The 20,967-nt window shown below is 39.1% G+C and carries 24 protein-coding genes, 1 other RNA gene, 4 pseudogenes and 4 other annotated features; of the genes and pseudogenes, 15 read left to right on the forward strand and 14 right to left on the reverse strand.

The features are described from left to right. Positions 1-109 precede the first annotated feature (109 nt). Positions 110-1,039 (forward strand): inorganic pyrophosphatase (Mn2+-dependent), encoded by a 930-nt coding sequence (gene ppaC, locus BSU_40550; protein ID NP_391935.1) that lies wholly within the window; start codon positions 110-112, stop codon positions 1,037-1,039. Positions 1,040-1,071: 32 nt separating this feature from the next. On the opposite strand, the gene yybP is transcribed toward ppaC, so the two are convergent. Then, complete coding sequence (gene yybP, locus BSU_40560) at positions 1,072-1,518, reverse strand: putative manganese-binding lipoprotein (protein ID NP_391936.1); 447 nt, start codon at positions 1,516-1,518, stop codon at positions 1,072-1,074. Positions 1,519-1,707: 189 nt separating this feature from the next. Next, positions 1,708-1,825, reverse strand: an RNA gene (mswM, locus tag BSU_misc_RNA_94) — manganese ion binding riboswitch. A 125-nt stretch (positions 1,826-1,950) separates the two neighbouring features. On the opposite strand from mswM, the gene yybO reads away from it, so the two are divergent. Then, positions 1,951-3,258: a putative permease gene (gene yybO / locus BSU_40570; RefSeq protein ID NP_391937.1), complete on the forward strand. Its 1,308-nt coding sequence runs from the start codon at positions 1,951-1,953 to the stop codon at positions 3,256-3,258. A 43-nt stretch (positions 3,259-3,301) separates the two neighbouring features. Continuing rightward, positions 3,302-3,541, reverse strand: a sequence feature (Evidence 5: Unknown function). Here yybO and yyzI read toward each other — a convergent pair. From yyzI to yyzL, 5 genes and pseudogenes are all read right to left on the reverse strand, one after another. Beyond that, a pseudogene (gene yyzI / locus BSU_40573) lies at positions 3,302-3,541 on the reverse strand. Its footprint overlaps the feature before it by 240 nt. Continuing rightward, positions 3,531-3,695 (reverse strand) — a sequence feature (Evidence 5: Unknown function). Its footprint overlaps the pseudogene before it by 11 nt. Then, positions 3,531-3,695, reverse strand: a pseudogene (gene yyzJ, locus BSU_40574). (Overlaps the previous feature by 165 nt.) Before yyzJ ends, yyzI begins: the two co-directional pseudogenes overlap by 11 nt. 11 nt (positions 3,696-3,706) lie before the next feature. Beyond that, complete coding sequence (locus BSU_40576) at positions 3,707-3,892, reverse strand: hypothetical protein (RefSeq protein YP_009514014.1); 186 nt, start codon at positions 3,890-3,892, stop codon at positions 3,707-3,709. Between the two features lie 272 nt (positions 3,893-4,164). Beyond that, positions 4,165-4,311, reverse strand: a sequence feature (Evidence 5: Unknown function). After that, positions 4,165-4,311, reverse strand: a pseudogene (gene yyzK, locus BSU_40578). Its footprint overlaps the feature before it by 147 nt. Next, positions 4,293-4,442, reverse strand: a sequence feature (Evidence 5: Unknown function). It overlaps the preceding pseudogene by 19 nt. Then, a pseudogene (gene yyzL, locus BSU_40579) lies at positions 4,293-4,442 on the reverse strand. It overlaps the preceding feature by 150 nt. The pseudogenes yyzK and yyzL overlap by 19 nt, the downstream one beginning before the upstream one ends. A gap of 577 nt (positions 4,443-5,019) precedes the next feature. Between yyzL and yybN the strand changes: the two are divergent. The 5 genes from yybN to yybJ all read left to right on the forward strand — a co-directional run bounded on the left by yybN (position 5,020) and on the right by yybJ (position 8,431). Then, positions 5,020-5,457 carry a hypothetical protein gene (yybN, locus tag BSU_40580; RefSeq protein NP_391938.1) on the forward strand — a complete coding sequence of 146 codons (438 nt, stop codon included), beginning with the start codon at positions 5,020-5,022 and terminating at the stop codon, positions 5,455-5,457. A 113-nt stretch (positions 5,458-5,570) separates the two neighbouring features. After that, the gene (yybM, locus tag BSU_40590; protein ID NP_391939.1) at positions 5,571-6,326 is read left to right on the forward strand and encodes a putative transporter permease subunit; all 756 of its coding nucleotides are present in this window, start codon (positions 5,571-5,573) and stop codon (positions 6,324-6,326) included. Further along, entirely contained in the window at positions 6,316-7,026 is a 711-nt protein-coding gene (gene yybL / locus BSU_40600; RefSeq protein ID NP_391940.1) for a putative transporter permease subunit, read from the forward strand. Before yybM ends, yybL begins: the two co-directional genes overlap by 11 nt. Continuing rightward, the gene (yybK, locus tag BSU_40610) at positions 7,023-7,778 is read left to right on the forward strand and encodes a putative transporter permease subunit (RefSeq protein ID NP_391941.1); all 756 of its coding nucleotides are present in this window, start codon (positions 7,023-7,025) and stop codon (positions 7,776-7,778) included. The genes yybL and yybK overlap by 4 nt, the downstream gene beginning before the upstream one ends. Next, on the forward strand, positions 7,775-8,431 hold the full coding sequence (gene yybJ, locus BSU_40620) for a putative ATP-binding cassette subunit of transporter (protein ID NP_391942.1): 657 nt from the start codon (positions 7,775-7,777) through the stop codon (positions 8,429-8,431). The genes yybK and yybJ overlap by 4 nt, the downstream gene beginning before the upstream one ends. A gap of 374 nt (positions 8,432-8,805) precedes the next feature. Here the strand turns inward: yybJ and ictI are convergent, their stop codons facing one another. Both ictI and yybH read right to left on the reverse strand, forming a co-directional pair. Beyond that, positions 8,806-9,594, reverse strand: coding sequence for an inner spore coat protein (gene ictI / locus BSU_40630; RefSeq protein NP_391943.1), 789 nt, complete (start codon positions 9,592-9,594; stop codon positions 8,806-8,808). Positions 9,595-9,661: 67 nt separating this feature from the next. Beyond that, on the reverse strand, positions 9,662-10,051 hold the full coding sequence (gene yybH, locus BSU_40640; protein ID NP_391944.1) for a hypothetical protein: 390 nt from the start codon (positions 10,049-10,051) through the stop codon (positions 9,662-9,664). 145 nt (positions 10,052-10,196) lie between these two features. On the opposite strand from yybH, the gene yybG reads away from it, so the two are divergent. After that, positions 10,197-11,036, forward strand: a complete 840-nt coding sequence (yybG, locus tag BSU_40650; protein ID NP_391945.1) for a hypothetical protein — start codon at positions 10,197-10,199, stop codon at positions 11,034-11,036. A 32-nt stretch (positions 11,037-11,068) separates the two neighbouring features. On the opposite strand, the gene yybF is transcribed toward yybG, so the two are convergent. Then, positions 11,069-12,283, reverse strand: a complete 1,215-nt coding sequence (gene yybF, locus BSU_40660; RefSeq protein NP_391946.1) for a putative permease — start codon at positions 12,281-12,283, stop codon at positions 11,069-11,071. Positions 12,284-12,469: 186 nt separating this feature from the next. Here yybF and yybE point away from each other — a divergent pair, with 186 nt between their 5' ends. The 3 genes from yybE to yybC all read left to right on the forward strand — a co-directional run bounded on the left by yybE (position 12,470) and on the right by yybC (position 14,367). Then, complete coding sequence (gene yybE, locus BSU_40670) at positions 12,470-13,348, forward strand: putative transcriptional regulator (LysR family) (RefSeq protein ID NP_391947.2); 879 nt, start codon at positions 12,470-12,472, stop codon at positions 13,346-13,348. 13 nt (positions 13,349-13,361) lie between these two features. After that, positions 13,362-13,805: a putative acetyltransferase gene (gene yybD, locus BSU_40680; protein NP_391948.1), complete on the forward strand. Its 444-nt coding sequence runs from the start codon at positions 13,362-13,364 to the stop codon at positions 13,803-13,805. Between the two features lie 82 nt (positions 13,806-13,887). Next, the gene (gene yybC / locus BSU_40690) at positions 13,888-14,367 is read left to right on the forward strand and encodes a putative integral membrane protein (RefSeq protein ID NP_391949.1); all 480 of its coding nucleotides are present in this window, start codon (positions 13,888-13,890) and stop codon (positions 14,365-14,367) included. Between the two features lie 174 nt (positions 14,368-14,541). Here yybC and yybB read toward each other — a convergent pair whose 3' ends face one another. Both yybB and yybA read right to left on the reverse strand, forming a co-directional pair. Beyond that, entirely contained in the window at positions 14,542-15,204 is a 663-nt protein-coding gene (gene yybB / locus BSU_40700; protein NP_391950.1) for a putative hydrolase, read from the reverse strand. A 146-nt stretch (positions 15,205-15,350) separates the two neighbouring features. Further along, positions 15,351-15,803: a transcriptional regulator (MarR family, polyamine export and degradation) gene (gene yybA, locus BSU_40710; RefSeq protein NP_391951.1), complete on the reverse strand. Its 453-nt coding sequence runs from the start codon at positions 15,801-15,803 to the stop codon at positions 15,351-15,353. Positions 15,804-15,922: 119 nt separating this feature from the next. On the opposite strand from yybA, the gene yyaT reads away from it, so the two are divergent. Further along, complete coding sequence (yyaT, locus tag BSU_40720; protein ID NP_391952.1) at positions 15,923-16,369, forward strand: putative acetyltransferase (polyamine degradation); 447 nt, start codon at positions 15,923-15,925, stop codon at positions 16,367-16,369. After that, on the forward strand, positions 16,366-16,971 hold the full coding sequence (gene yyaS, locus BSU_40730) for a putative integral inner membrane protein (protein ID NP_391953.1): 606 nt from the start codon (positions 16,366-16,368) through the stop codon (positions 16,969-16,971). The genes yyaT and yyaS overlap by 4 nt, the downstream gene beginning before the upstream one ends. 94 nt (positions 16,972-17,065) lie before the next feature. On the opposite strand, the gene yyaR is transcribed toward yyaS, so the two are convergent. After that, a complete protein-coding gene (gene yyaR / locus BSU_40740) occupies positions 17,066-17,587 on the reverse strand; it encodes a putative acetyl-transferase (RefSeq protein ID NP_391954.1) in 522 nt (173 codons plus the stop codon). A 410-nt stretch (positions 17,588-17,997) separates the two neighbouring features. Between yyaR and yyaQ the strand changes: the two genes are divergently transcribed. Together yyaQ and yyaP are read left to right on the forward strand one after the other, a co-directional pair. Then, entirely contained in the window at positions 17,998-18,354 is a 357-nt protein-coding gene (gene yyaQ / locus BSU_40750; RefSeq protein ID NP_391955.1) for a hypothetical protein, read from the forward strand. 159 nt (positions 18,355-18,513) lie between these two features. Next, entirely contained in the window at positions 18,514-19,080 is a 567-nt protein-coding gene (gene yyaP, locus BSU_40760; protein ID NP_391956.1) for a putative oxidoreductase, read from the forward strand. 506 nt (positions 19,081-19,586) lie between these two features. Here the strand turns inward: yyaP and tetB are convergent. Then, positions 19,587-20,963 (reverse strand): multifunctional tetracycline-metal/H+ antiporter and Na+(K+)/H+ antiporter, encoded by a 1,377-nt coding sequence (gene tetB / locus BSU_40770; protein ID NP_391957.1) that lies wholly within the window; start codon positions 20,961-20,963, stop codon positions 19,587-19,589. Positions 20,964-20,967 lie beyond the last annotated feature (4 nt).

The following is a 20,967-nucleotide window of genomic DNA, read 5'->3' on the forward strand; positions in this document are numbered from 1 at the left end:
AAATGCTTCTTATTCACATCAATTTTTAAGGGTTTGCATGATTACACCTGCAGCAAGACGTGTTAAACTATATAAAGATTACACTACTTAAAAAAGGATAGGAGCTATCATGGAAAAGATACTTATTTTCGGACACCAAAACCCAGATACAGATACGATTTGTTCTGCGATTGCTTATGCTGATTTGAAAAACAAACTCGGCTTCAATGCTGAGCCTGTCCGCCTCGGACAAGTCAACGGCGAAACACAATACGCGCTTGACTATTTCAAACAAGAAAGCCCGCGTCTTGTTGAAACAGCTGCAAACGAAGTAAACGGCGTTATCCTGGTTGACCATAACGAACGCCAGCAAAGCATCAAAGACATTGAAGAGGTTCAGGTTTTAGAGGTTATCGACCATCACCGCATCGCTAACTTTGAAACAGCTGAGCCGCTTTACTATCGTGCTGAGCCTGTAGGCTGTACGGCTACCATCTTAAACAAAATGTACAAAGAGAATAACGTGAAAATCGAGAAAGAAATTGCCGGCCTTATGCTGTCTGCGATCATTTCTGATTCCCTGTTATTTAAATCTCCAACTTGCACGGACCAAGACGTAGCAGCAGCAAAAGAGCTTGCGGAGATCGCTGGAGTAGATGCTGAAGAATACGGCTTGAACATGTTGAAAGCAGGCGCTGATCTAAGCAAAAAAACAGTGGAAGAGCTCATTTCTCTTGATGCGAAAGAATTTACACTCGGCAGCAAGAAAGTCGAAATCGCACAAGTAAACACAGTGGACATTGAAGATGTAAAAAAACGCCAAGCTGAATTAGAAGCTGTGATCTCAAAAGTTGTGGCTGAGAAGAATCTTGATCTGTTCCTTCTCGTTATCACAGATATCTTAGAAAATGATTCACTTGCTCTTGCAATCGGTAACGAAGCAGCGAAAGTGGAAAAAGCGTTCAACGTTACATTAGAAAACAACACAGCCCTCTTAAAAGGCGTTGTTTCCCGTAAAAAACAAGTCGTTCCTGTCTTAACAGACGCAATGGCTGAATAAGCAAAAAGCATCCCGCGTCGGGATGCTTTTTCTTATTCACCCAGCTTCTCAATTTGTCCCATCACATCAGTAATTTGCTTTGCGTTTTGGACCAGGTCTGACTGCTCCAATTCTTTAAGCGATACCTTGCCTTCCTCGGCTTGTTTCAACACATCTTCAGCGCTTTTCTGCAAGGTTTCGTTATGCTCCTGAATGGTTCGATGAATCTCCGCTGCGGCATCAGGCGGCGTTAATTCATTAAAATCAGCGGCAGCCTTCTGAATCGACTCAAGCTGCGCTTCAAGTTTTTCTTTCGCCTCGGTGTCATTTACAGCTTTCTCAGCCAATTCAGGCGCTTCCTCTGCAAATGTCTTCACCTTCTCCACATAACCAGCTGCTTCACTCGTATAGTTCAATCCGTCGTTCACCTGATCAAGCATGCCGCATCCGCCTGCACTCAAAAGTCCCACTCCGGCAAGTACTGTCAAAATGATCTTCATCTTCAGCCCCCTCATCGTTTCTTTTTCATTTTTTCTTTTAAGATCGGAATCAATTTCTCTTTCGCTAACGGCAGCCCTTTCCTCACCAATTCACGCTTCAGCCACTTTTTCAGCTTAGACATTCTGATGCTCCTCTCCCTTTTTGATAAAAATGAAAAAACTCCACCAATTTGGTGAAGTTCCTGAAACAAAAAGACCTTCACCAAATCAGATTTGGCAAAGGTCTCGCTAACAATGAGATTGCCAGCAAAGCCGAGGACACCTTGTCCCGTAATGACGACTTTACTGTGAAAGCTACTCCCCTTTGGAGTGTTCATTTTTATTACTTTCATTCTAAAGCACCGATCTGTTCCAGTCAAATTCCTGCCGTTTATATAAAAGCGCGCTGTGGTATTTAAAATTTGAATGGTTTTTCTATCAGGAGATCATGCTATGACAGAGGAGGTTTTCATCATGAGTCAAGAGCGCGTGAAACGGCCTGGGCATACCAGATGGTACATATCTTCGTTACTTAGCGGCATTATTATTCTTAATTATTTTGACCGAGTGGCCATCTCGGTAGCGGCCCCTGCGATACAAGATTCGTTTCACCTTACTGCAACTGAACTCGGCATCGTGTTTTCCATTTACACCTATTCCTATACACTGATGCAGCTGCCTGTCGGAAGTTTGCTGGACCGTTTTGGGGTCGCATGGGTCACGAGGGTTGGAATGACAATATGGAGCTTTTTAACGATCCTTCTTGCTTTTTTGCAAGGAAAATTGCTGTTGTATCTGTTCCGGTTTCTCATTGGGCTGACGAGCGCCTCTGCGTTCCCTGCTGCCTCTAAAGCAACCGCTCTCTGGTTTCCTCCAAGTGAGCGGGGATTGGCAAACTCACTGTTCGATTCGGCCGCCAAGTTTTCAAATGTAATCGGCGCGCCATTGGTCGCCTTTCTTGTCACAACATTTGACTGGCGTGTCGCTTTTTTGACGATTGGATGCATCAATGTGCTGTTTACGATCTTTTTCTGGCAGTATTATGAACAGCCTGAACGGCACAAACGCATTTCTAAAAGTGAACTAAACTATATTCAAAAACACAATGCCATTACAACAGAGCAAATCCCTTACAAAACGGGCCCGCTTTTAAAAAAGCTTTTCACCAATCGAAAAGTATGGGGCTTAATGATCGGATTTACAGGGTACGGGTATACATTCAACCTGCTGCTCACCTGGCTTCCGACTTTCTTTAAACATACATACGGTATGGATCTCATGTCGTCCGGTTTATTTACGGCAGTGCCGTGGCTGATCTCAACCATTTCCGGAATTGCCGTCGGCGGCTGGCTCGTCGATTATTTTATTAAGAAAGGCTATCCTAATACCAAGGTGTACCGAACCGTAATCATAGTCGGAATGAGCTTTGGCTTTTTCTTTTTAGGATCCATTCTGACGAACAATATTACCGTAGCCATTATTTGCATTTCCATCGGACTCGCCGGAATTTCCGCAACCGCTCCGGTCGGCTGGTCCATCTCCGCAGAACTCGCGCCGATCGGTTCCGTATCCATGCTGAGCTCCATGGTGAATCTCGCAAACAACCTGTTCGGAGGCATTATTGCTGCGTCACTGACAGGGTATTTGTTTGATGTGACAGGCTCCTTTACCCTCAGCTTTCTGGTAGCTGGTTTTGTGCTGTTGCTGGGATTGGTTTTTTATGTGTTTGTATTAGGGGATGTAAAACGAATTAAACTATAGAACATGAAAAAGAGAGCTGCCAGTTGGCAGCTCTCCCTTTACATCAAAGAATCGGCCCGTCCCCATTTACCTTCTCCTCGTCCTGTTCCTCTATATCAAGCCCCGAAGCTAGCATTTCCTGCTCTATCTGTTCGAGCACCTGCTCGTTTTTTCCTTGAAGACCACCTTCATAATGAAAAGCATCCTGTGTGCCGTTTTCCTCTATTGTCGCTAAAATATCGTGGATATCATTATGGTCTCCTGAAATGGAGCCGAATCCCTGGTTTTGTTTTTTATAATTCACAAAACCGCTGGGGAGGTTGTTTCCGAGGTTTACACATGATGCGCTCCGAGTAGTAATTCATCAGTGTATCAAAATCTTCATTTTGGATTGCCACATCACATGCAGAGATGATGTCTTTCAATTGCTGTTCCAAATGAATTCCCCTAATCATCATGATTGGATATATTATACAATGTTTGACACGTAGGGATCCTTTTCATTTTTGTTTTTACGGTTTCGCTGGTCCATTTCCGCAGAGCTGGCGCCGATCGGTTCCGTATCCATGCTGAGCTCCATGGTAAATCTGGCAAACAACCTGTTCGAAGGCATTATTGCGGCTTCATTGACGGGGTATTTTGTTTGATGTGACAAGGCTCCTTTACGCTCAGCTTTCTGGTAGCCAGTTTTGTTCTGCTGCTTGGATTGGTTTTTTACGTGTTTGTCTTAGGGGATGTAAAACGAATTAAGCGGGAATAAAGAGTGCTTGTAGAGAAAACGTTGTTCTTTCTACAAGCTTTTTAGTTTTGTGCTGTTTTTCAAGATATTCAGCTGTCATAAAAAGAAAATGAGCTCCCACATACCGGCTAGGTATGTGGCGTTCTTCTTCATGTTCTGGCATGCAGCTGTGAGGAGGATTTGTTTGCTCACCCCCTGAACCTGCGATAGCTAAGCCCGTGCAGTTGTTTTGAACCTACAAAGCTTCGTTCTATTTTTTCTTTTCTTTTTTTAGAGATTTCCTGAAATAGAAAAGCAATCTTTTCTAACCTTTTCTTTATGGTTTTGCCATACATACCGAGTAACGACTTTCTGGCGTTTCGTTGATTTTGTGTAATATTCTCAAACATATTTCAGGATTTGATTTATATGACCGATAGTCTTTGCGATCAATTGTTGAGTACGTAAGTGTATGCTGATTCAACAAATGTATCTGTATTGTTCACTTTATAATGAAATTTCCATTTTGGAAGCAAACCCCTGACTGGGTGATAACGTCTATGTGCGATGGCACCAAAAACTTGGAGGTCAAATAGTCCTTTAGAGATGAGAGTTGTTAAGTAGCCGGAATCTAGAGCGACGGCTTCTACTTGAAAATCAAATCATGCAATTTAGTGATCCAATCGGTCAAGGTAGGGCTTGGAACAGAATCATGGACTTTTCTGGAGTTGCAAACTATTAATCGTCCTCATTAAATTTATAATAAAAATATTCTCAATTGAGCAAATCGCCCACCCTTTTTCCTTTATAACATAAAATCCAATACTATCAATAAAATTCTTTACAGGTTATTACAGTTAAGATATAATATAGTTAATCTTTTACGTAAAAGGAGGTTTTTATTACTTGTGTTGAAGTTTTAAATAGGAGTAACTCCATCTCCCCATTACGGTCTTCATTTAATTTCATCCTGAGTTTTATTTAGTTAGATATAAAAACGAAAATTTCACATTATTTTTAACTAACCGATAGTATAAAATATATATTGAAAGGATTGTAAAATTATGAATAAATTCCTGAAGAGCAATTTCCGTTTCCTTCTTGCGGCTGCTTTAGGCATATCATTACTTGCTAGTAGTAATTTTATAAAAGCCAGCAATGATAACTATAAATTCCATTTACTTGTACCTTATGGCTATGGTAATGCCTATTCAAATGATGCATTTAGACAGACCACTCATACAGATAATCCTTGGAAAGTAAATTTACAGAAATCGGCAGAAGGTAAAGGTACAATCATGACATTTTGGTTGATTAACACAGGGAATAGTAAAATTCCAAAAGCTTCTAAAATACATAACGTAAAACAAGGAAGCGGAGCTCATTATTATCATGCAAATAGCCAGGGAAGCCATACATATGTAGCCTTAGCAGTTGAAAACAACAATTACAGTGCAAGTTCTTATGGTATAGATGGTGTATGGGATGAAGAAACTTGGTAAACAAGAACCTTCTAAAAACGTTGGCACCTTTTAGCCACGCGAAAAAATTTAGAATGATAATCTTTTTATAAGATTATCATTTTTATTTATTCTATTAAGAATTGAGTGAGAACATGGAAAGTCATATTTATCGCATTATCAAAAATAAATTAACTATAATAATATTTACTATAATCATATTAATTCCTTGTGTTGATATATCACTATTGTTAATGACTAACACAGAATACCATCCTGCATATGCGTTTTTCCTTTCTGGCACTTCCGTAGGGCATGCTTCACAAATGATCCTATTATGGTTTCTTCCGCTTTATTTTTTGTTACTATGTGCTGACGATTCTATACAAGATTATAAAACAGGATATCATTACATTCTTATAAGCAAAGTTGGCAGAAAAAAATATTGTTTGGAAAAAATATTTACCTCTTTTATCATTTCATTTTTGACAATGTTTTTGTCACTAATATTAAACTTTTTATTGGTTCAGGTTTTCTTTTTTAAAGGTACATTTAAAAATGACTTAGACCAAATTAAATTCCCTGATAACAGCCTTTATACTTTTAGTATGGCCCATCCTTATATAGCAATTGTGTTATTTTCTATTATTTGTTGTATTATGTCTGGATTTGTTGGAGCACTTGGTTCAAGCCTCAGTTTACTTTTTCGTGATAAGAAGTATGCCTACCCAGCAAGTTTTTTTATTTGGTTCGTACTTATACTAAAAAACAAATCATTAATGTTTTTATTCCAACCGTTTACAGAATACGGTTATAATGTACTTCTCCCTATCCTATGTTTGTCTATCTTTATTTTTCTAATAATAATTTCTAGTATTGTTTTATATGAGGCAAAATACAATGAAAATTAAAAGACTACTATTAATTTTATGTTTACTACTATTTTTAGTTACTTTATGGTTCAACCAGAACCACACTTATCTTGGAAAGAATTCTATCGCGTCATTACTATATATGAATAATAGTACATTCGGATATAGTTCAATATTTGCATATACCTTGTTTTATATTGTCCCGTTTCTTATGTTACTTAGTAACTTTTTTCATTCAGAAAACCCCTACAAAGTAATGAGGATGGTTAAGCGTAAAAATTACTACAAGTCTAAAATTATGGAGATTGGGTTTGTTTCTTTACTTTTTTCTTCAATACATACTGTTATTAATATTACGTGTACACATATTTTCTTTAGTAAAAACTTGTTGGTCGAAGCAAACTTTTTATCAATTTGTTTATTAAACATGATTAGTTTAGTGTTTTTCTACTTATCAGTAGGTATTATGTTTAGACTTACATACGATCTGTTTAATTCAGTAGCATTAGCAATTTTTATTGTGTATATAATTTTAGATAGCTTGTATTTCGGCGTTAAATTATTACTTCCTAATGGATATTGGGAACCCTTTAGAGACTTGGCTATATTCACAAATATGCTCAATAGATATTGGTCAACTTCAAATCTTATAATAGTTTATATTAGACAGATAATAATAGTTTTTATTTTTTATTTAGTTGGATCTTCAATTTTTTTGAATAAGGATTATAAAAAATGAGGATTAAAGGCTTTTTCATAACTTTAGTTGCGATAATATTTCAGGCGTCATTATCGAGTTATAATAATAATAAAAATGTCTTTCCTTTTTTAGATGGCATACCAATAAGCACCTCGGGTCATTATGAGTATCAAAATATTTTATTGTGGTTTGTACCTATTGTTTCCCTAAGTTTTTGTTTCTCTGGGAGTATTAGAGATACATACATTTCGTATGAGCAATTAAAGTTAGTAAGAGAACATAGTAGAGTTAAATGGGTAACATCTCAATTCTTAATAATTACAGTTGTACTTTTAATCTTTACTTTATCTCAGATTGCTATATTTTATATTTATTCACTTGTATCTCTTCATAACCTTGATATTAATTCCGTTATCAATAAAAGATTTGTTATGATGACACTCATGTATTATCTAACCTTACTTAACTTATTTAGTTTTCAATTATTTATGGAGCTTTATTATAAATCTCAAATAGCACAATTAAATATAAGCGTTTATATTATTTTTTCGTTAATTTTAGCAAAGAAGTTAGTGCAATTAAATTCTCCGAAAGTTATTCACTACTTTTTAATTCCAAACTACAGTAATGGATTAAGAACTGGGTTAAGCTATTATTCCCAATCTGGAACTGCTATTATTGAACCATTATTAGGTTTGTTTATTATAATCATTTTACAGATTTCAATAGTTATATTATCTGTCTTAAAGTTCAAAAAAATAGATATGCTAAAAAGTGAGGGCTTACAATGATTGAGGTATTAAACCTAACAAAAAAAATTAAAAAGACTACAGTTTTAGATAATATCTCTTATACATTTGAAAAAGGAACAATTTATGGACTATTTGGGAGTAATGGTTCTGGAAAGACCATGCTACTTCGTGCATTATCCGGGTTAATAGTCCCTACTGAAGGGAGTATAACTATTAAAGGTGAACAATTACATAAAGATATCTCTTTTCCTAAAAGTGTAGGATTAATTATAGAAAATATGCAGTTACTTCCTCAGTATGATGCTTTTACTAACCTTAAAATTTTGTCAAAAATTAAAAAGATCGCATCAGATAATGATATATTAGATTCTATTAGTAGAGTTGGTTTGGAAAATTTTAATAGTGTAAAGGTTAGTAAATTCTCGTTAGGAATGAAACAACGATTAAATATTGCACAGGCTATTTTTGAAAAACCTGATATATTGCTACTTGATGAACCAACAAATGCGATTGATGAAAAAGGAGTTGCATTTGTTCATGACATTCTTTTACAAGAGAAAAAAAGGGGAGCTACCATTATTATTACTAGTCATCACAAGGAAGATATTATATCTTTATGTGACATTGCATTAGAAATGAATCATGGACGTCTAGAAACTTCAGAAAAAGTAATATATAAGAAAGATAGTTAGTTTAAACTGGCTATTTCTTATCCAATGATAGACTGCAGACAAGTTCAACTGCTGTAATGCTAGAAAATCCAATGAAATGCTGATAATTGCGAAGAGATATGATCAGTCAGAAAACAAATCTTAAAAAGAAAAAGTAAATTCATCAATATTTCTAATAAACCTGGCAAACAACCTGTTCGGAGGCATTATAGCTACTTCACTGACGGGATATTTATTTGATGTGACAGGCTCCTTACGCTCAGCTTTCTGGTGCCGGTTTTGTGTTGTTGCTGGGATTGGTTTTTTATGTGTTTGTATTAGGGGATGTAAAACGAATTAAACTGGAATAAAGAGTGCTTGCTGAAAAGCACTCTTTTTCTGCATCGAAAGAATACTTAAGATAAGTCACTCCCAAAAATCGTAACAGTCTGACGGTTAAACATAAACCTCTGCCCGTTCCATTTTAATACGGTTTGAACATATCCCAATGAGTCGGCGTTATACCTTCCCGCTATCCGCTGGTACGCCAATAATTCGTATACGCCGTCTCTGTCAAAATCAACCGGATACAAGCCCGATAAAGGATTCACCCATCCTTCTATCGGCATTTTTAACACACCTTGGCTGTTATAAATCTCATTCAAATATTCCCTGCCCTTGTAAGTAAGGTCGAGGATATACGTTTCGTTTTGCTGATGACTGATAACGCTCGCTTTATATTGATTTTGATACCTCACACTGTACTTTAATTCATCATTCAATACATCTGAATTGAAAATTCGCCGGAACTGCCTGTTTAGATAGGCAAACACATATGCATAAATAGCACCGCCGCTTCCCCCTGTGTCCATTACTACTGCCACATCCTCAATCTTGTCGCCTGTCATATCCCCCAGAAAAAGTGACGGATTGTATCCCATATTGTTTTGAAGCTGAATCCGCTGCTCCTGATGGGTTCTGCCATCACGGATCACCAATGTGATATTTCTCCATAACGGGCTGCCGGGCATTTGATTTCCAGTTAGAAAGACCTCGTCAATAACGCCGTCTCCCGTTACATCGCCGCGGGTAGATACAATGATTGCACGTGAGGAGACAGGCTGCCGAAATACGTATGGATGTTGAACAAGTCCTCTGCCTTCATAAAACCAATAAGGAGCCATTCTGATGTCATACACATTCAATTGTGTCACCTTCCCTAATCAGCTGAATGAATCATTATATGCAGGAATGGCACATCAAAGACATATCTTACACACCAATTAAATCCGTACCATATGAATTATCAATTACACAAAGCCACTCGCCTTGCGCATTCTTTTTAAATACATAGGTCGCCCTTCTTTCCATCGCATACTCGGAGTCCTTTTTATCCGAATCAAGCAGTGTCTGAGAAAGAACGAGTACCGTGTCACCTGCTTCCAACAGGATCATTTTCCCTTGTGTCGGGACAATATGATGATTGAAATAGTTCGCAATCGTGATAAACGCTTTTTTGATTTCTTCCTTGCCTCGCGCGATCATGCCCGGCTTCACAACTAAAACGGCATCTTCCGAATAATAATTCATCAGTGTATCAAAATCTTCATTTTGGATTGCCAAATCACACGCAGAGATGATGTCTTTCAATTGCTGTTCCAAATGAATTCCCCCAATCATCATGATTGGATATATTATACATCGCTAGACCACTGAAACCTTGAAAACAAAATGAAAAGTATCCTTTTTTCCTATATAATCAAATAGATATATTTAACAAAGTACCCAAGTGAAGGGGTGAACATTATTGTCTGCGGAAGTAACGTTACATGACAATATACATTATGATTTAAGTGCGGATTGCCAGCACTGTTTTGGCCTGTGCTGTGTCGCCTTGCCTTATGCGAAGTCGGCAGATTTTGCTTTTGATAAAGACGGGGGCACGCCTTGCCGCAACTTACAATCAAACTATCAATGTTCTATACATAAAGATCTCAGAGAAAAAGGATTTCGAGGCTGCTCTGCATATGAATGCTTTGGCGCCGGCCAAAAAGTATCCCAAATCACTTATGAGGGAAAGGATTGGCGAAACAGCCCCGAAACGGCCAACCAGATGTTTGACGTTTTTCCTATCATGCAGCAGCTGCACGAAATGCTCTGGTATTTACATGAAGCTCTTTCTATAGATATAGCCAAGCCGATTCATTCTGAACTGAGAACCACTTTCGAAAAAATAGAAAGGCTCACCAGACTCAGCAAAGAACGCTTGCTGACACTGCAGGTGGACGAGCATCGAGCTGAGGTCAATGAATGGCTGTTAAAAACAAGTGAACTGGTGCGTGCCCAAGCCCGCCATCCAAAACTCCCGAAAAAGGTCAGCCGGGGAAGTGTCCTGATCGGCGCGAAACTGAAAGGGCTTGATCTGCGAGGAGCAAATCTAAGAGGGGCGCTGCTCATAGCCGCCGATCTGAGAAATGCCGATTTGAGAATGACAGACTTTATCGGTGCAGATATGAGAGACGCTGATCTCAGCGGCGCCGACCTGACCGGGAGCATCTTTTTGACACAGGCACAGGTGAACGCCGCCAACGGCGATTCGAATACAAAGCTGCCGCTGTCTGTACGAACCCCTGCCCATTGGAAATAAAAAAGGACCCGCTAACGGTCCTTTTTTACTGATCAATTCAATCCTTTTTCGTTCCTCTTATCCGGCATTTTCACACTTCTTGCCAAGTATCCCGACAGCCATAACGCAACCAGCAGCATGAAGGTGATCATACCGACGACGCCCAGCCAGTGAAAACCAGACCAGAATAGCCCTCCGATTGTTCCGAAAACACTTGAACCGGCGTAATAAAAGAACAAATACAGCGATGAAGCCTGTGCTTTGTTGTGAAGGGCTCTCCTGCCCACCCAGCTGCTGGCAACTGAATGCCCTCCGAAAAAACCGAATGTAAAGAGGGCAATCCCCAGAATTTTCACTGCCAGCATATTGTTTATCGTAAATAACGCACCTGCAATGACGATGAAAATATTCATCACCAATATTTTCGGATAGCCATACCGATCAACCATTCTTCCAATGAAAGACGAGCTGAAAATGCCTACAATCATCACAATAAAGATCCAGCTGGAAAATGCTTTATTAAGCGAATACGGCGGGCCCAACAGCACATACACAATGTAATTAAACAAGGCAACATTGCTTCCAAGCAGCAAAAAACCAATGAGAAACAAGCTGAATAGTTTACGGTCCCTCAAGTGGCCGATCAGAGACATTCCCAATTTCCCGAGCTTCAATTTTCTTGGCGTAAAATGCCTGGATGGCGGCAAATTTATAAAAAATATAACACTAGCAATCAAACTAATGACACCAATTGTCCCCATCGCCATATGCCAATTCAAGTACTCGCTCAGGAGCCCGGAAACGATCCTTCCGAAAACGGCGCCGATTGCATTTCCGCTGATATATAGCCCCATCGCTGATCCAAGACTTCCGGGTTCAATTTCTTCCCCAAGATAAGCCATCGCAATCGACGGAAGGCCTGCGAGCGCAACGCCTTGAATGGTTCTCAATACGAGCAGTGTATGAAAGCTCGGACTAAAGGCCGATGCCAGACAGAGAACCGATGCGGCCAGCATGGAAATACCCATAATAGGCTTGCGTCCCCACACCTCGGATAATGAACCAAAGACAAGCATGCTCACAGCTAACAGCATTGTGGTAACAGATAAAGAAAGACTCGCCGCAGTAGGCGTTACATGAAATTCCCGCGTGAATTCCTCCATGAGCGGCTGTACGCAATATAGAATCGCAAATGTATTGAAACCCGCAGCGAAGAAAGCAAACGTAATTTTTCGAAAAACCGGTGTGCCTTTTCGAATGTATGTCATCGGGACTTTATCGGTCCCTCATCATGTTGTGGAGCACTGCCATTCATAAACAATCATCCTTTATTTCTTACGAATTCAAACATCCTCGAGTCTGTTTATATTATTATCTTAGCACCGTTGATATATGTTGTATAATGCATATAAAATATCCTTTTCATGCTTATATGTAATAAGGAGAGATGATAATTGGAATGGGAACAACTTGAATATTTTCAAACACTGGCCCGGATGCAGCACGTCACGAAAGCCGCAAAAAGCCTCTCCATCACACAGCCTGCACTTTCACGCTCTATCGCCAGGCTGGAAAATCATTTGGGCGTCCCGCTATTTGACAGGCAAGGACGATCCATCAGCTTAAATCAATACGGACACATTTTTTTACGACGGGTTCAGGCGATGATGAAGGAGTATACCGAAGGAAAAGAAGAAATCCAAGCCTTATTAAAGCCAGACCAAGGCGTAGTCTCTCTCGGTTTTTTACATACATTAGGCACCACGCTCGTGCCCGATCTCATCGGCTCCTTTCAGCAGGAATACCCCAACATTTCCTTCCAGCTGAAGCAAAACCACTCTTATTGGCTGCTTGAACGATTAAAATCCGGAGATCTGGACCTCTGTCTCCTCGCTTCGATTAAGCCTGAAAATCCGATCCAATGGATCAAGCTGTGGAGTGAAGAACTCTTTGTATTTGTGCCAAATGATCACCCATTAGCCAGTCGCGAAAGCATTACCCTGAATGAGATTGCCGGGGAGCGTTTTATTTTATTGAAAAAGGGCTATGCGCTTCGGATGACGGTCGATGAGCTGTTTGAGAAGGCCAATATACAGCCGAACATTATGTTTGAAGGAGAAGAAGCAACTACTGCCGCAGGTTTTGTGGCAGCCGGTCTGGGCATATCTATTCTCCCAGACCTGAAAGGCTTAGACCAAAGCAAAATCACCAAAATCCGCGTCAGCTGGCCGGAATGTCAGCGTGTCATAGGAATTGCCTGGATAAAAGGCAGGTTTTTATCACCGGTTGCTGAGACCTTTAAACAATATGTGATCAGCCATTTTTCTGAGTAGGAAGGATTCAAGCATGAATGTCAAAAAAATCACGTCAGAACAGGATTTACATACAGCGTTTGAAATCAGAAAGGCAGTATTTGTAGAGGAACAAGGCTGTCCCATTTCGGATGAATTCGATGAGTTCGATACACTCCACGGTGACTGCCAGCACATCCTGGCTTATCATCAGAATGTACCTGTTGGCACTGCACGTGTCCGTATCGTTGGCCACACGGGGAAACTGGAACGAATCTGCATTCTGAAGTCTTACCGCAAATTCGGTTTGGGAAAAGTGATCGTCGATGCATTAGAACGTATTGTAAAAGAACAAGGCATTTCTGCCTTCAAACTGCACGGCCAGACACAGGCGGCAGGCTTTTATGAAAAGCTCGGCTATCGGACTGCATCAGAAGAATTTATGCTGGACGGCATTCCGCATGTGCTGATGACAAAACAAGACGATTCTGCGCTATAGATTGTTCACAAATTTGTCACTTATGAGCATGAACGGTTCATTGGTATACTAATCACCGATTATGGAGAGAAGGAATGATTGTATGCCAGCAAATAAAAAAGAAGGCCTTATATTTGGCGTGATGATGTGCTTTGGAATGGTTTGCGTCATGTCGATTTACAATGCCATCATCAACCGAGCCATCTACGATTTTTCACTGATGACCGTTTTTGAAATGGTCATCGGTTTTATGATCGCCCTCCTGTTAGATTTACTGTTAGTGGGCCCCCTCGCCAAGAAGATTGCATTCCGCATGCCGTTCGACAAGACTAAAAAAATTTATGTCATCCTTGCCATGTCAACTTGTATGGTGATTGGCATGGTACTTTGTATGTCTGTGTTCGGTTTAGTGACAGCGGTTCTAGCAAATGGGCTGAACGGGGACAGCCTCTTCAGTGCTTATCTTATGATTGTGTTGAAAAATTTCATCCTGGCCTATCCGTTGCAATTACTGATTATGGGCCCATTAGTCAGAGGAGTTTTCATGAAATTTGTAAAACCAAAGCTCACAGCCGCAATTTAAATAGAAAAGGAGTGAGCCTGACACTCACTCCTTTTGCTCATGAATCGAATGTAAAACAAGCTCCGCAAAAGCCTCTGCGGCAGGCAGCTGCCATTTTTTCTTTTTGGGTGTGAGTAAATCGGATCGAGGGCTTCACCATGCTGGAGATTTTTCAGCTTATGTTTTTCACTTCCATTAATCCCTATACCTTACCACATAGTTTTTATACAATTCTTCGTTATAAAGGATTTCTTCGCCATGTGAAGAGCAAATGAGCGTTGGTTTGATTTGATCTATGATTGAGCCGCTGTCGATGTTCTCATTTATATCAACACTGAATCTTCTTATAGGTGGGTGTAAATCCTCCTTACTTGTGATAAAAAGGTCGCCCGTCAATAGCGTACGATCGATTTTATGATAATACACAACATGCCCCGGCGAATGGCCAGGTGTTAAATAGTATTTCAGAGGCAGATGAGCAAGCGTTTGCTCCGTCAGCGGCTGTACAATATGGGCTACCCCTGTGTTCTCCACTTCATTTTTGTTCGGATATGGCTCTTCCCCATTGATGTACTTTAGTTCTTTCTGGTGCGCAAAAATCGGAATATCAAATCTCTCTAACCATTTTGATGCACCCCCGATATGATCACTGTGGCCATGGGTAAGCAAAATGGCTTTTGGATTGCCGATCGCTAACGCTGCCCTAATTTGAGCATCAGCAAAACGTTCTATTCCCGTATCAACAATATAAACATCATCACCATCTTTGATAAACCAGGTATGAACCGGAATACGAAGAGGCACATCAAGCTCAAATTCACATTGAAAGACATGTTCTGATAGTTGTCTCAAATTCACGCAAACCATCTCCTGTGGAAATTTTTTGATAGTTTTAAAGAAAACAGAAGTGAACGGACTATTTTCACCCACGCTCGAGCTGACTGGATTCTTGAGAGGAAACGCCGATTTTCGCCAGCATCAGCTCAACTTGTTAACGTTGTCCATTAATAATCCCTTTTGTTCCCCTTCTTCACATATTCCCAATCACGTTCTATATTCTTCCTCACTCTATGAAGGAGTGCAGAAATGGTTTCCTTTTCCTCTGAAGTAAAACCGGACAAGGCCACTTCCGTGGAATGTTCTCCTTCTCTTCTTAACAATGGATATACCTTTTTCCCTTTCTCAGTCGGGAACAGTTTTTTTATTTTTTTATTTTGCTCATCCGGCAGTTTTTGAATAAATCCCTGCATTTCCAGCTTCTTAATGGCCCGCGCGGCCGTTGTCCGGTCCACTTTTATCATTTCCGCCAATTTTTCTTGAATAATTCCCGGATTTTCGTATATACGCACGAGATAGAGATACTGCCCTCTTGTTAAGTCTAAATCTTTAAATTCGATGTTGCTTATGGAATCCAACGCTCTTGCTATCATGCCGATCTCACGCAAAATATCATTCATTCCTAAAACCCCTCACGTATTTTTGTTGCAATTACAACAAAAATGTTTTAACCTTACTATTATAAGACCACATGCGTGCTGTACAGTCCAGACTAATATCAGAAAAGGATTGATTCATAATGAATATAAAAAGAATAACAACTGAAGCTGATTTACATGAAGCTTTAAAGATTAGAAGAGGCGTTTTCATTGAGGAGCAACATGTGTCTGAAGCCGATGAGTTCGATGAATTTGATACGCTTCAGGAACAATGCCAGCATATCTTGGTATATCATGAGAATCAGCCTGTCGGCACCGGACGCGCGCGCATCGTTGGCCATACAGCAAAGCTGGAAAGAATCTGCATCCTAAAACCTTACCGTAAGTACGGATTGGGGAAGATCATCGTAAGCGGGTTAGAGGAAATCATGAAAGAAAAAGGACTGACTTCATATAAGCTGCATGGTCAAACACAAGCGGCAGGCTTTTATCAAAAACTGGGCTACCAGATTTCTTCACAGGAATTTATGGAGGACGGCATCCCTCACGTCTTGATGACAAAAGAAATATCGCGGAATATAACATGAAATATATGTATTACGGAATAGGCATACTCATATTAAGTTTGGGCATTTCCTTAACCATACAATCAGGACTGGGCACATCACCCTTCGATGCCCTTTTGGTTGGTCTGTCAAAAAAAATCGGTCTTACCGTAGGAAGCTGGGAGGTCCTTATTTCTGTGATCCTCTTAATCTGCAACGCTATATTAACGAGAAAAAAACCTATTTTGCTGGGCTTGATTACAGCATTCATTACTGGAATAGGCATTGACCTATGGTTGTTTGTTGTAAAAAACACCATCTATCTAAACTCGTTGTTAAGCAAACTGATTTGTTTTGGAATTGGTTTGGTGCTCATCGGTCTTGGAACAGCCATCTATCTTCAGACGAAATTCGCATCAACACCGATCGATCATTTAACACTTATTATCCGAGATCTCTCCAAAAGAACAATATTGTTTTCAAGGACATTGGTATACGCTCTTTTCTTAGTATTAGCCATCATCTTTAAAGGCCCTATCGGCATCGGAACTCTTTTAACGGTTTGTTTGGGAGGAATGCTCCTTCACGTTTTTATGCCTATTGTGGAAAGACATTTCTTATCAAAGAATAGAAGAGGTTATTAAGAAACCTCTTCTCGATCCAAAAAACGAAACGCAAAACAAGCCCCGTTTCGTTGTCAATTCTTTATCTCTGGTACTGTTGAGGTTTTATAATCAATTAAAATTTATAGTACCAAAAAATCGCAATTTCATTTGCTGTTGGAAAGTTGGAATAAAGCATCGTATCAACCGCACCTATTATAAAGTGATGTTTGGCATAAAAATGACAAGCTGAAATATTAATATCTTGGGTTTCAAGCATAAGACCACAAAAATGATTCTCCTTTGCCCACTCAATCGCTTTATGTAATAATGCTGTTCCAACACCTTTTTTTCTATAGTCTTTTGCCACGGCAATGTCCTCTATTAGTGCATACCCATTCCAGTTAGAACGGATCTTAATCCGGCCAATGCAGTTGTTTTCAAGATAATATAAAAAAGCCGCTTTCCCCTCTTCTTCAACATAACTAACATCCATGTCATCATCTTCATATTGTTTAAAATAAGGTTTAGAAAATCGTTCCTCAGTATATGTCCAAACACCGTTTTCAAAAGCAGGTATCATTCTCCCAAAAACAACGAAAGGTTCGTTTGGTTTATTGAAATCTTTCATATTCAAATGAGTCATTTTCATGATCATATCAATCTCCGCCAATCGAGATAATATTTAGTAAACTCGTTTCGATACTATTCAACAACAGCTTCCAAAAGTGTACTCTTTAAGAGAACAGCATTAGATAAGGCATCCATTACCTTATATATTTCACTATCTTAATGAGGTATTTCAACAGAGGCTTGTGGTACAGTAAAAAGGAATAGAAACAAGAGAAAAGAAGATGAACCTATGCCCACTAACAATAAACTCAATGAGAAATATCATACTTCCTTCAACTCGCCCACAACCCTGTTGACTAGTATCCGTGGAGAGAGGAAGCTTTGACACAGCTTCTGCCATTGATGACATCTCTATTGAAGTATCCAAAGGACAACCAAGGATCGCTCTTTGACTTTTTCAAGAAGAAAGTAGAGTGAATAAAGGAGTGATTGAGTATGTTAACAAGAGAAGATATCTTTAAACACGTCAAAGAAAAATACGGTACATCGCCTGATTACCCGTGGGAGAAATACCCAAACTATGCTTCTTTGAGACATACATCAAACAAAAAATGGTACGGTCTTATCATGAATGTTCTCCCAGAAAAATTAGGCTTGGATGGTCATGGCGAAATAGATATTCTAAATCTAAAATGTCCCCCTGAAATAAGTGATCGCTTAAGAAACGGGGAAAATATCTTACCCGGATATCATATGGATAAGGAACATTGGATTTCAATTGTTTTAGAACGGACAGATCCAGAAGGCGAAATCTATAACTTAATCGAGCAGAGCTTTCATTTAACCAAGTGAAGATAAAGAGTGTTCCTGCTAATCAAGCTGCGAAGAGTAGTGGGCACTTTCATTTTAGGATACTGTTCTTCACTCTGTCCACAAACGCAACTTAGTTCATCTGGTGCGAGAGTGGGAGAAGAATTTCAACCAACTTCTTATGTAAAAGGATGAATAGTTATGACAAATAACTTAAAACAGAGAAGAATCATTTTAGATTTAGCAGTTACTTTAGATGGTTTTATTGAAGGGAAAAATGGAGAAGTTGATTGGTGTATTATGGACCCTGATATGGGGTTTACTGATTTTTTAAATCAAATTGATACTATTTTATATGGTAGAAAAAGCTTCGATTTATGGGGACAATACATTCCAAAAAATGAAGACCCTGATACAGAAAAGGAACTTTGGAAATTGGTTCATAGTAAAAAGAAATATGTTTTTTCCAGAACACAAAATGAGATTGATAATCAAGCCATATTTATAAATGATAATATTCTTGAAGAAGTAAATAAATTGAAGAAAAATCCTGGTAAAGACATCTGGCTATATGGTGGAGCGAGTCTCATTACAACTTTTATAAATTTGGGGCTTGTTGATGAATTTAGATTATCTATTCACCCTGTTGTTTTGGGAGAAGGAAAACCGTTGTTTATTGATGTAAAACAGAGGATAAATTTAAAAATGGTGAATACAAGAACATTTTCCTCTGGCGTTGTGCAAATCGTTTATCATTGGAATGGCTAACATTGTAAAGTAACACTCGACAGTAATCCTTCTTATTGAACTAAAGGGGAATCCATAAATAATGGGTTCCCCTTAATATACTATGGAATTATCAATATCAAATTTTCTGTAATAAAAGAGGATTGAAAAGGACGATGTCTCCTCAATTAACATCATTAAGCATTATAGTATATTTTCTTCTCCCTCTTTTAAGTAATCGGCTAAGTTTTGTATTTATAAAAAAACGAAAGAAGGTGATCCAATGCCTACTAACAATAAACCCAATAGATTAATCGCTGAGAAATCTACTTATTTTACTTCAACATGCTCATAACCCTGTGGACTGGTTCCCTTGGGGAGAAGAAGCATATGAAAAAGCGAAACGCGAAAACAAGCCTGTTCTCGTATCTATTGGGTATAGCTAACGATGGCTAATCTAAAGAACATGCTATTGATGCCATGTTTATTCATTTTACAAAAAAGGATCAACCTTGAATTACTTTCACAAGATTGATCCTTTCACTCATTTAGCCATGTCTCCGCGAACGTTTATATACATTCAAGATTACTAGCCAACAAATAACAATGATTCCTGCAAAAAGTATGAGCATATTGCTATACAAATAGGTAGAGTGATCAACGTCAATAGGCAGCAGCCTATGATCTAGGAAGCCGATAGATAATAAACCGCCTACAATCGCAATACCCGTTCCCTCTGATAAAAAGCTCGTGAAATTAAGCAAACTCATTCCAGCGCCCGCTTCCTTTTCTTTCAAACTGCTAGACACAACTGTAGATATAACTGTTTTTGTGAAAGATAGCCCCCCAAAAACAAAAATTACTATAATTGTCATGATCCATGGTGCTGCATCTATAAAAAAGGCAGCGATTAAAAAGCCGGAAGAAAGCAATGCACTTCCAATAGTTAGTACATACAAGGAACCTTTCCGATCAACAAGCAATCCCCCAATGTAACCAAAGATGATGACACTCATTGTTCCGGGGAAAATAATGCCGCTTCCAATTGCTGCAGTACTTAAATGGTGAACATCTTTCATCATGTAAGGAACCATAGAGACAAATCCTGCTACTGTACCAAATATTAGTCCTCCGCAAAGGGTTCCAATCACAAAAAAGACGTTTTTCCCTAATTCAGGGTCAACAAAAGGGTCCTGAGCTTTCCTAATGTGTTGCACAAATATGAAGAAAGCAAGGATACTGATGATCAGAAAAGAAAATCTATAAGATGTTGTAAACAGCATAAAAAATACGATACCTGCAGACATCAATATAATCCCTGCCATATCAATGTGTCCTCTTATTCTCTCTTCCTTTTTCAACAATTTTATAAGGAATGGAACGGTGATAATTGTTGCAGTTGGAATAAGCAGCAAATACGACCAATGGATATAATGAGCAACCATTCCGCCAATAGCTGGCCCAACACCTTCTCCCATTGCTACCAGGGACCCGATCAGGCCAAATGCTTTCCCCCTGTTCTCTTTTGGAATATAGCGCGCAACGACAACCATCACAAGAGCTGGGAATGCGGCTGCACCAATTCCTTGAATAAATCGGGCTAGAATGAGAATAGGAAAGAAAGAGTGTCCAACAAATCCAATGATCGACCCTAAGCCATTTACCATAATCCCAAATAGAAGCAGATTTTTGATGCCCAGCTGGTCTGATAGCTTTCCATATAGAGCTGTTCCAATGGAGAAGGTTAACATAAAGGCTGTATTCACCCAGTTTGCACTTGCTGGCAGTTTATTAAACTCGTTGGCAATATCAGGTAATGAGACGTTCAGAACCATTTCATTTAATACGCTGAAAAATGATAGAACACAAAGCCAAATCAAAACTTGATTGTGCCGTAAAGTTGACTGTGAATAAGACGTATTCACAATT

The organism is Bacillus subtilis subsp. subtilis str. 168, from assembly GCF_000009045.1.
GTDB lineage: Bacteria > Bacillota > Bacilli > Bacillales > Bacillaceae > Bacillus > Bacillus subtilis.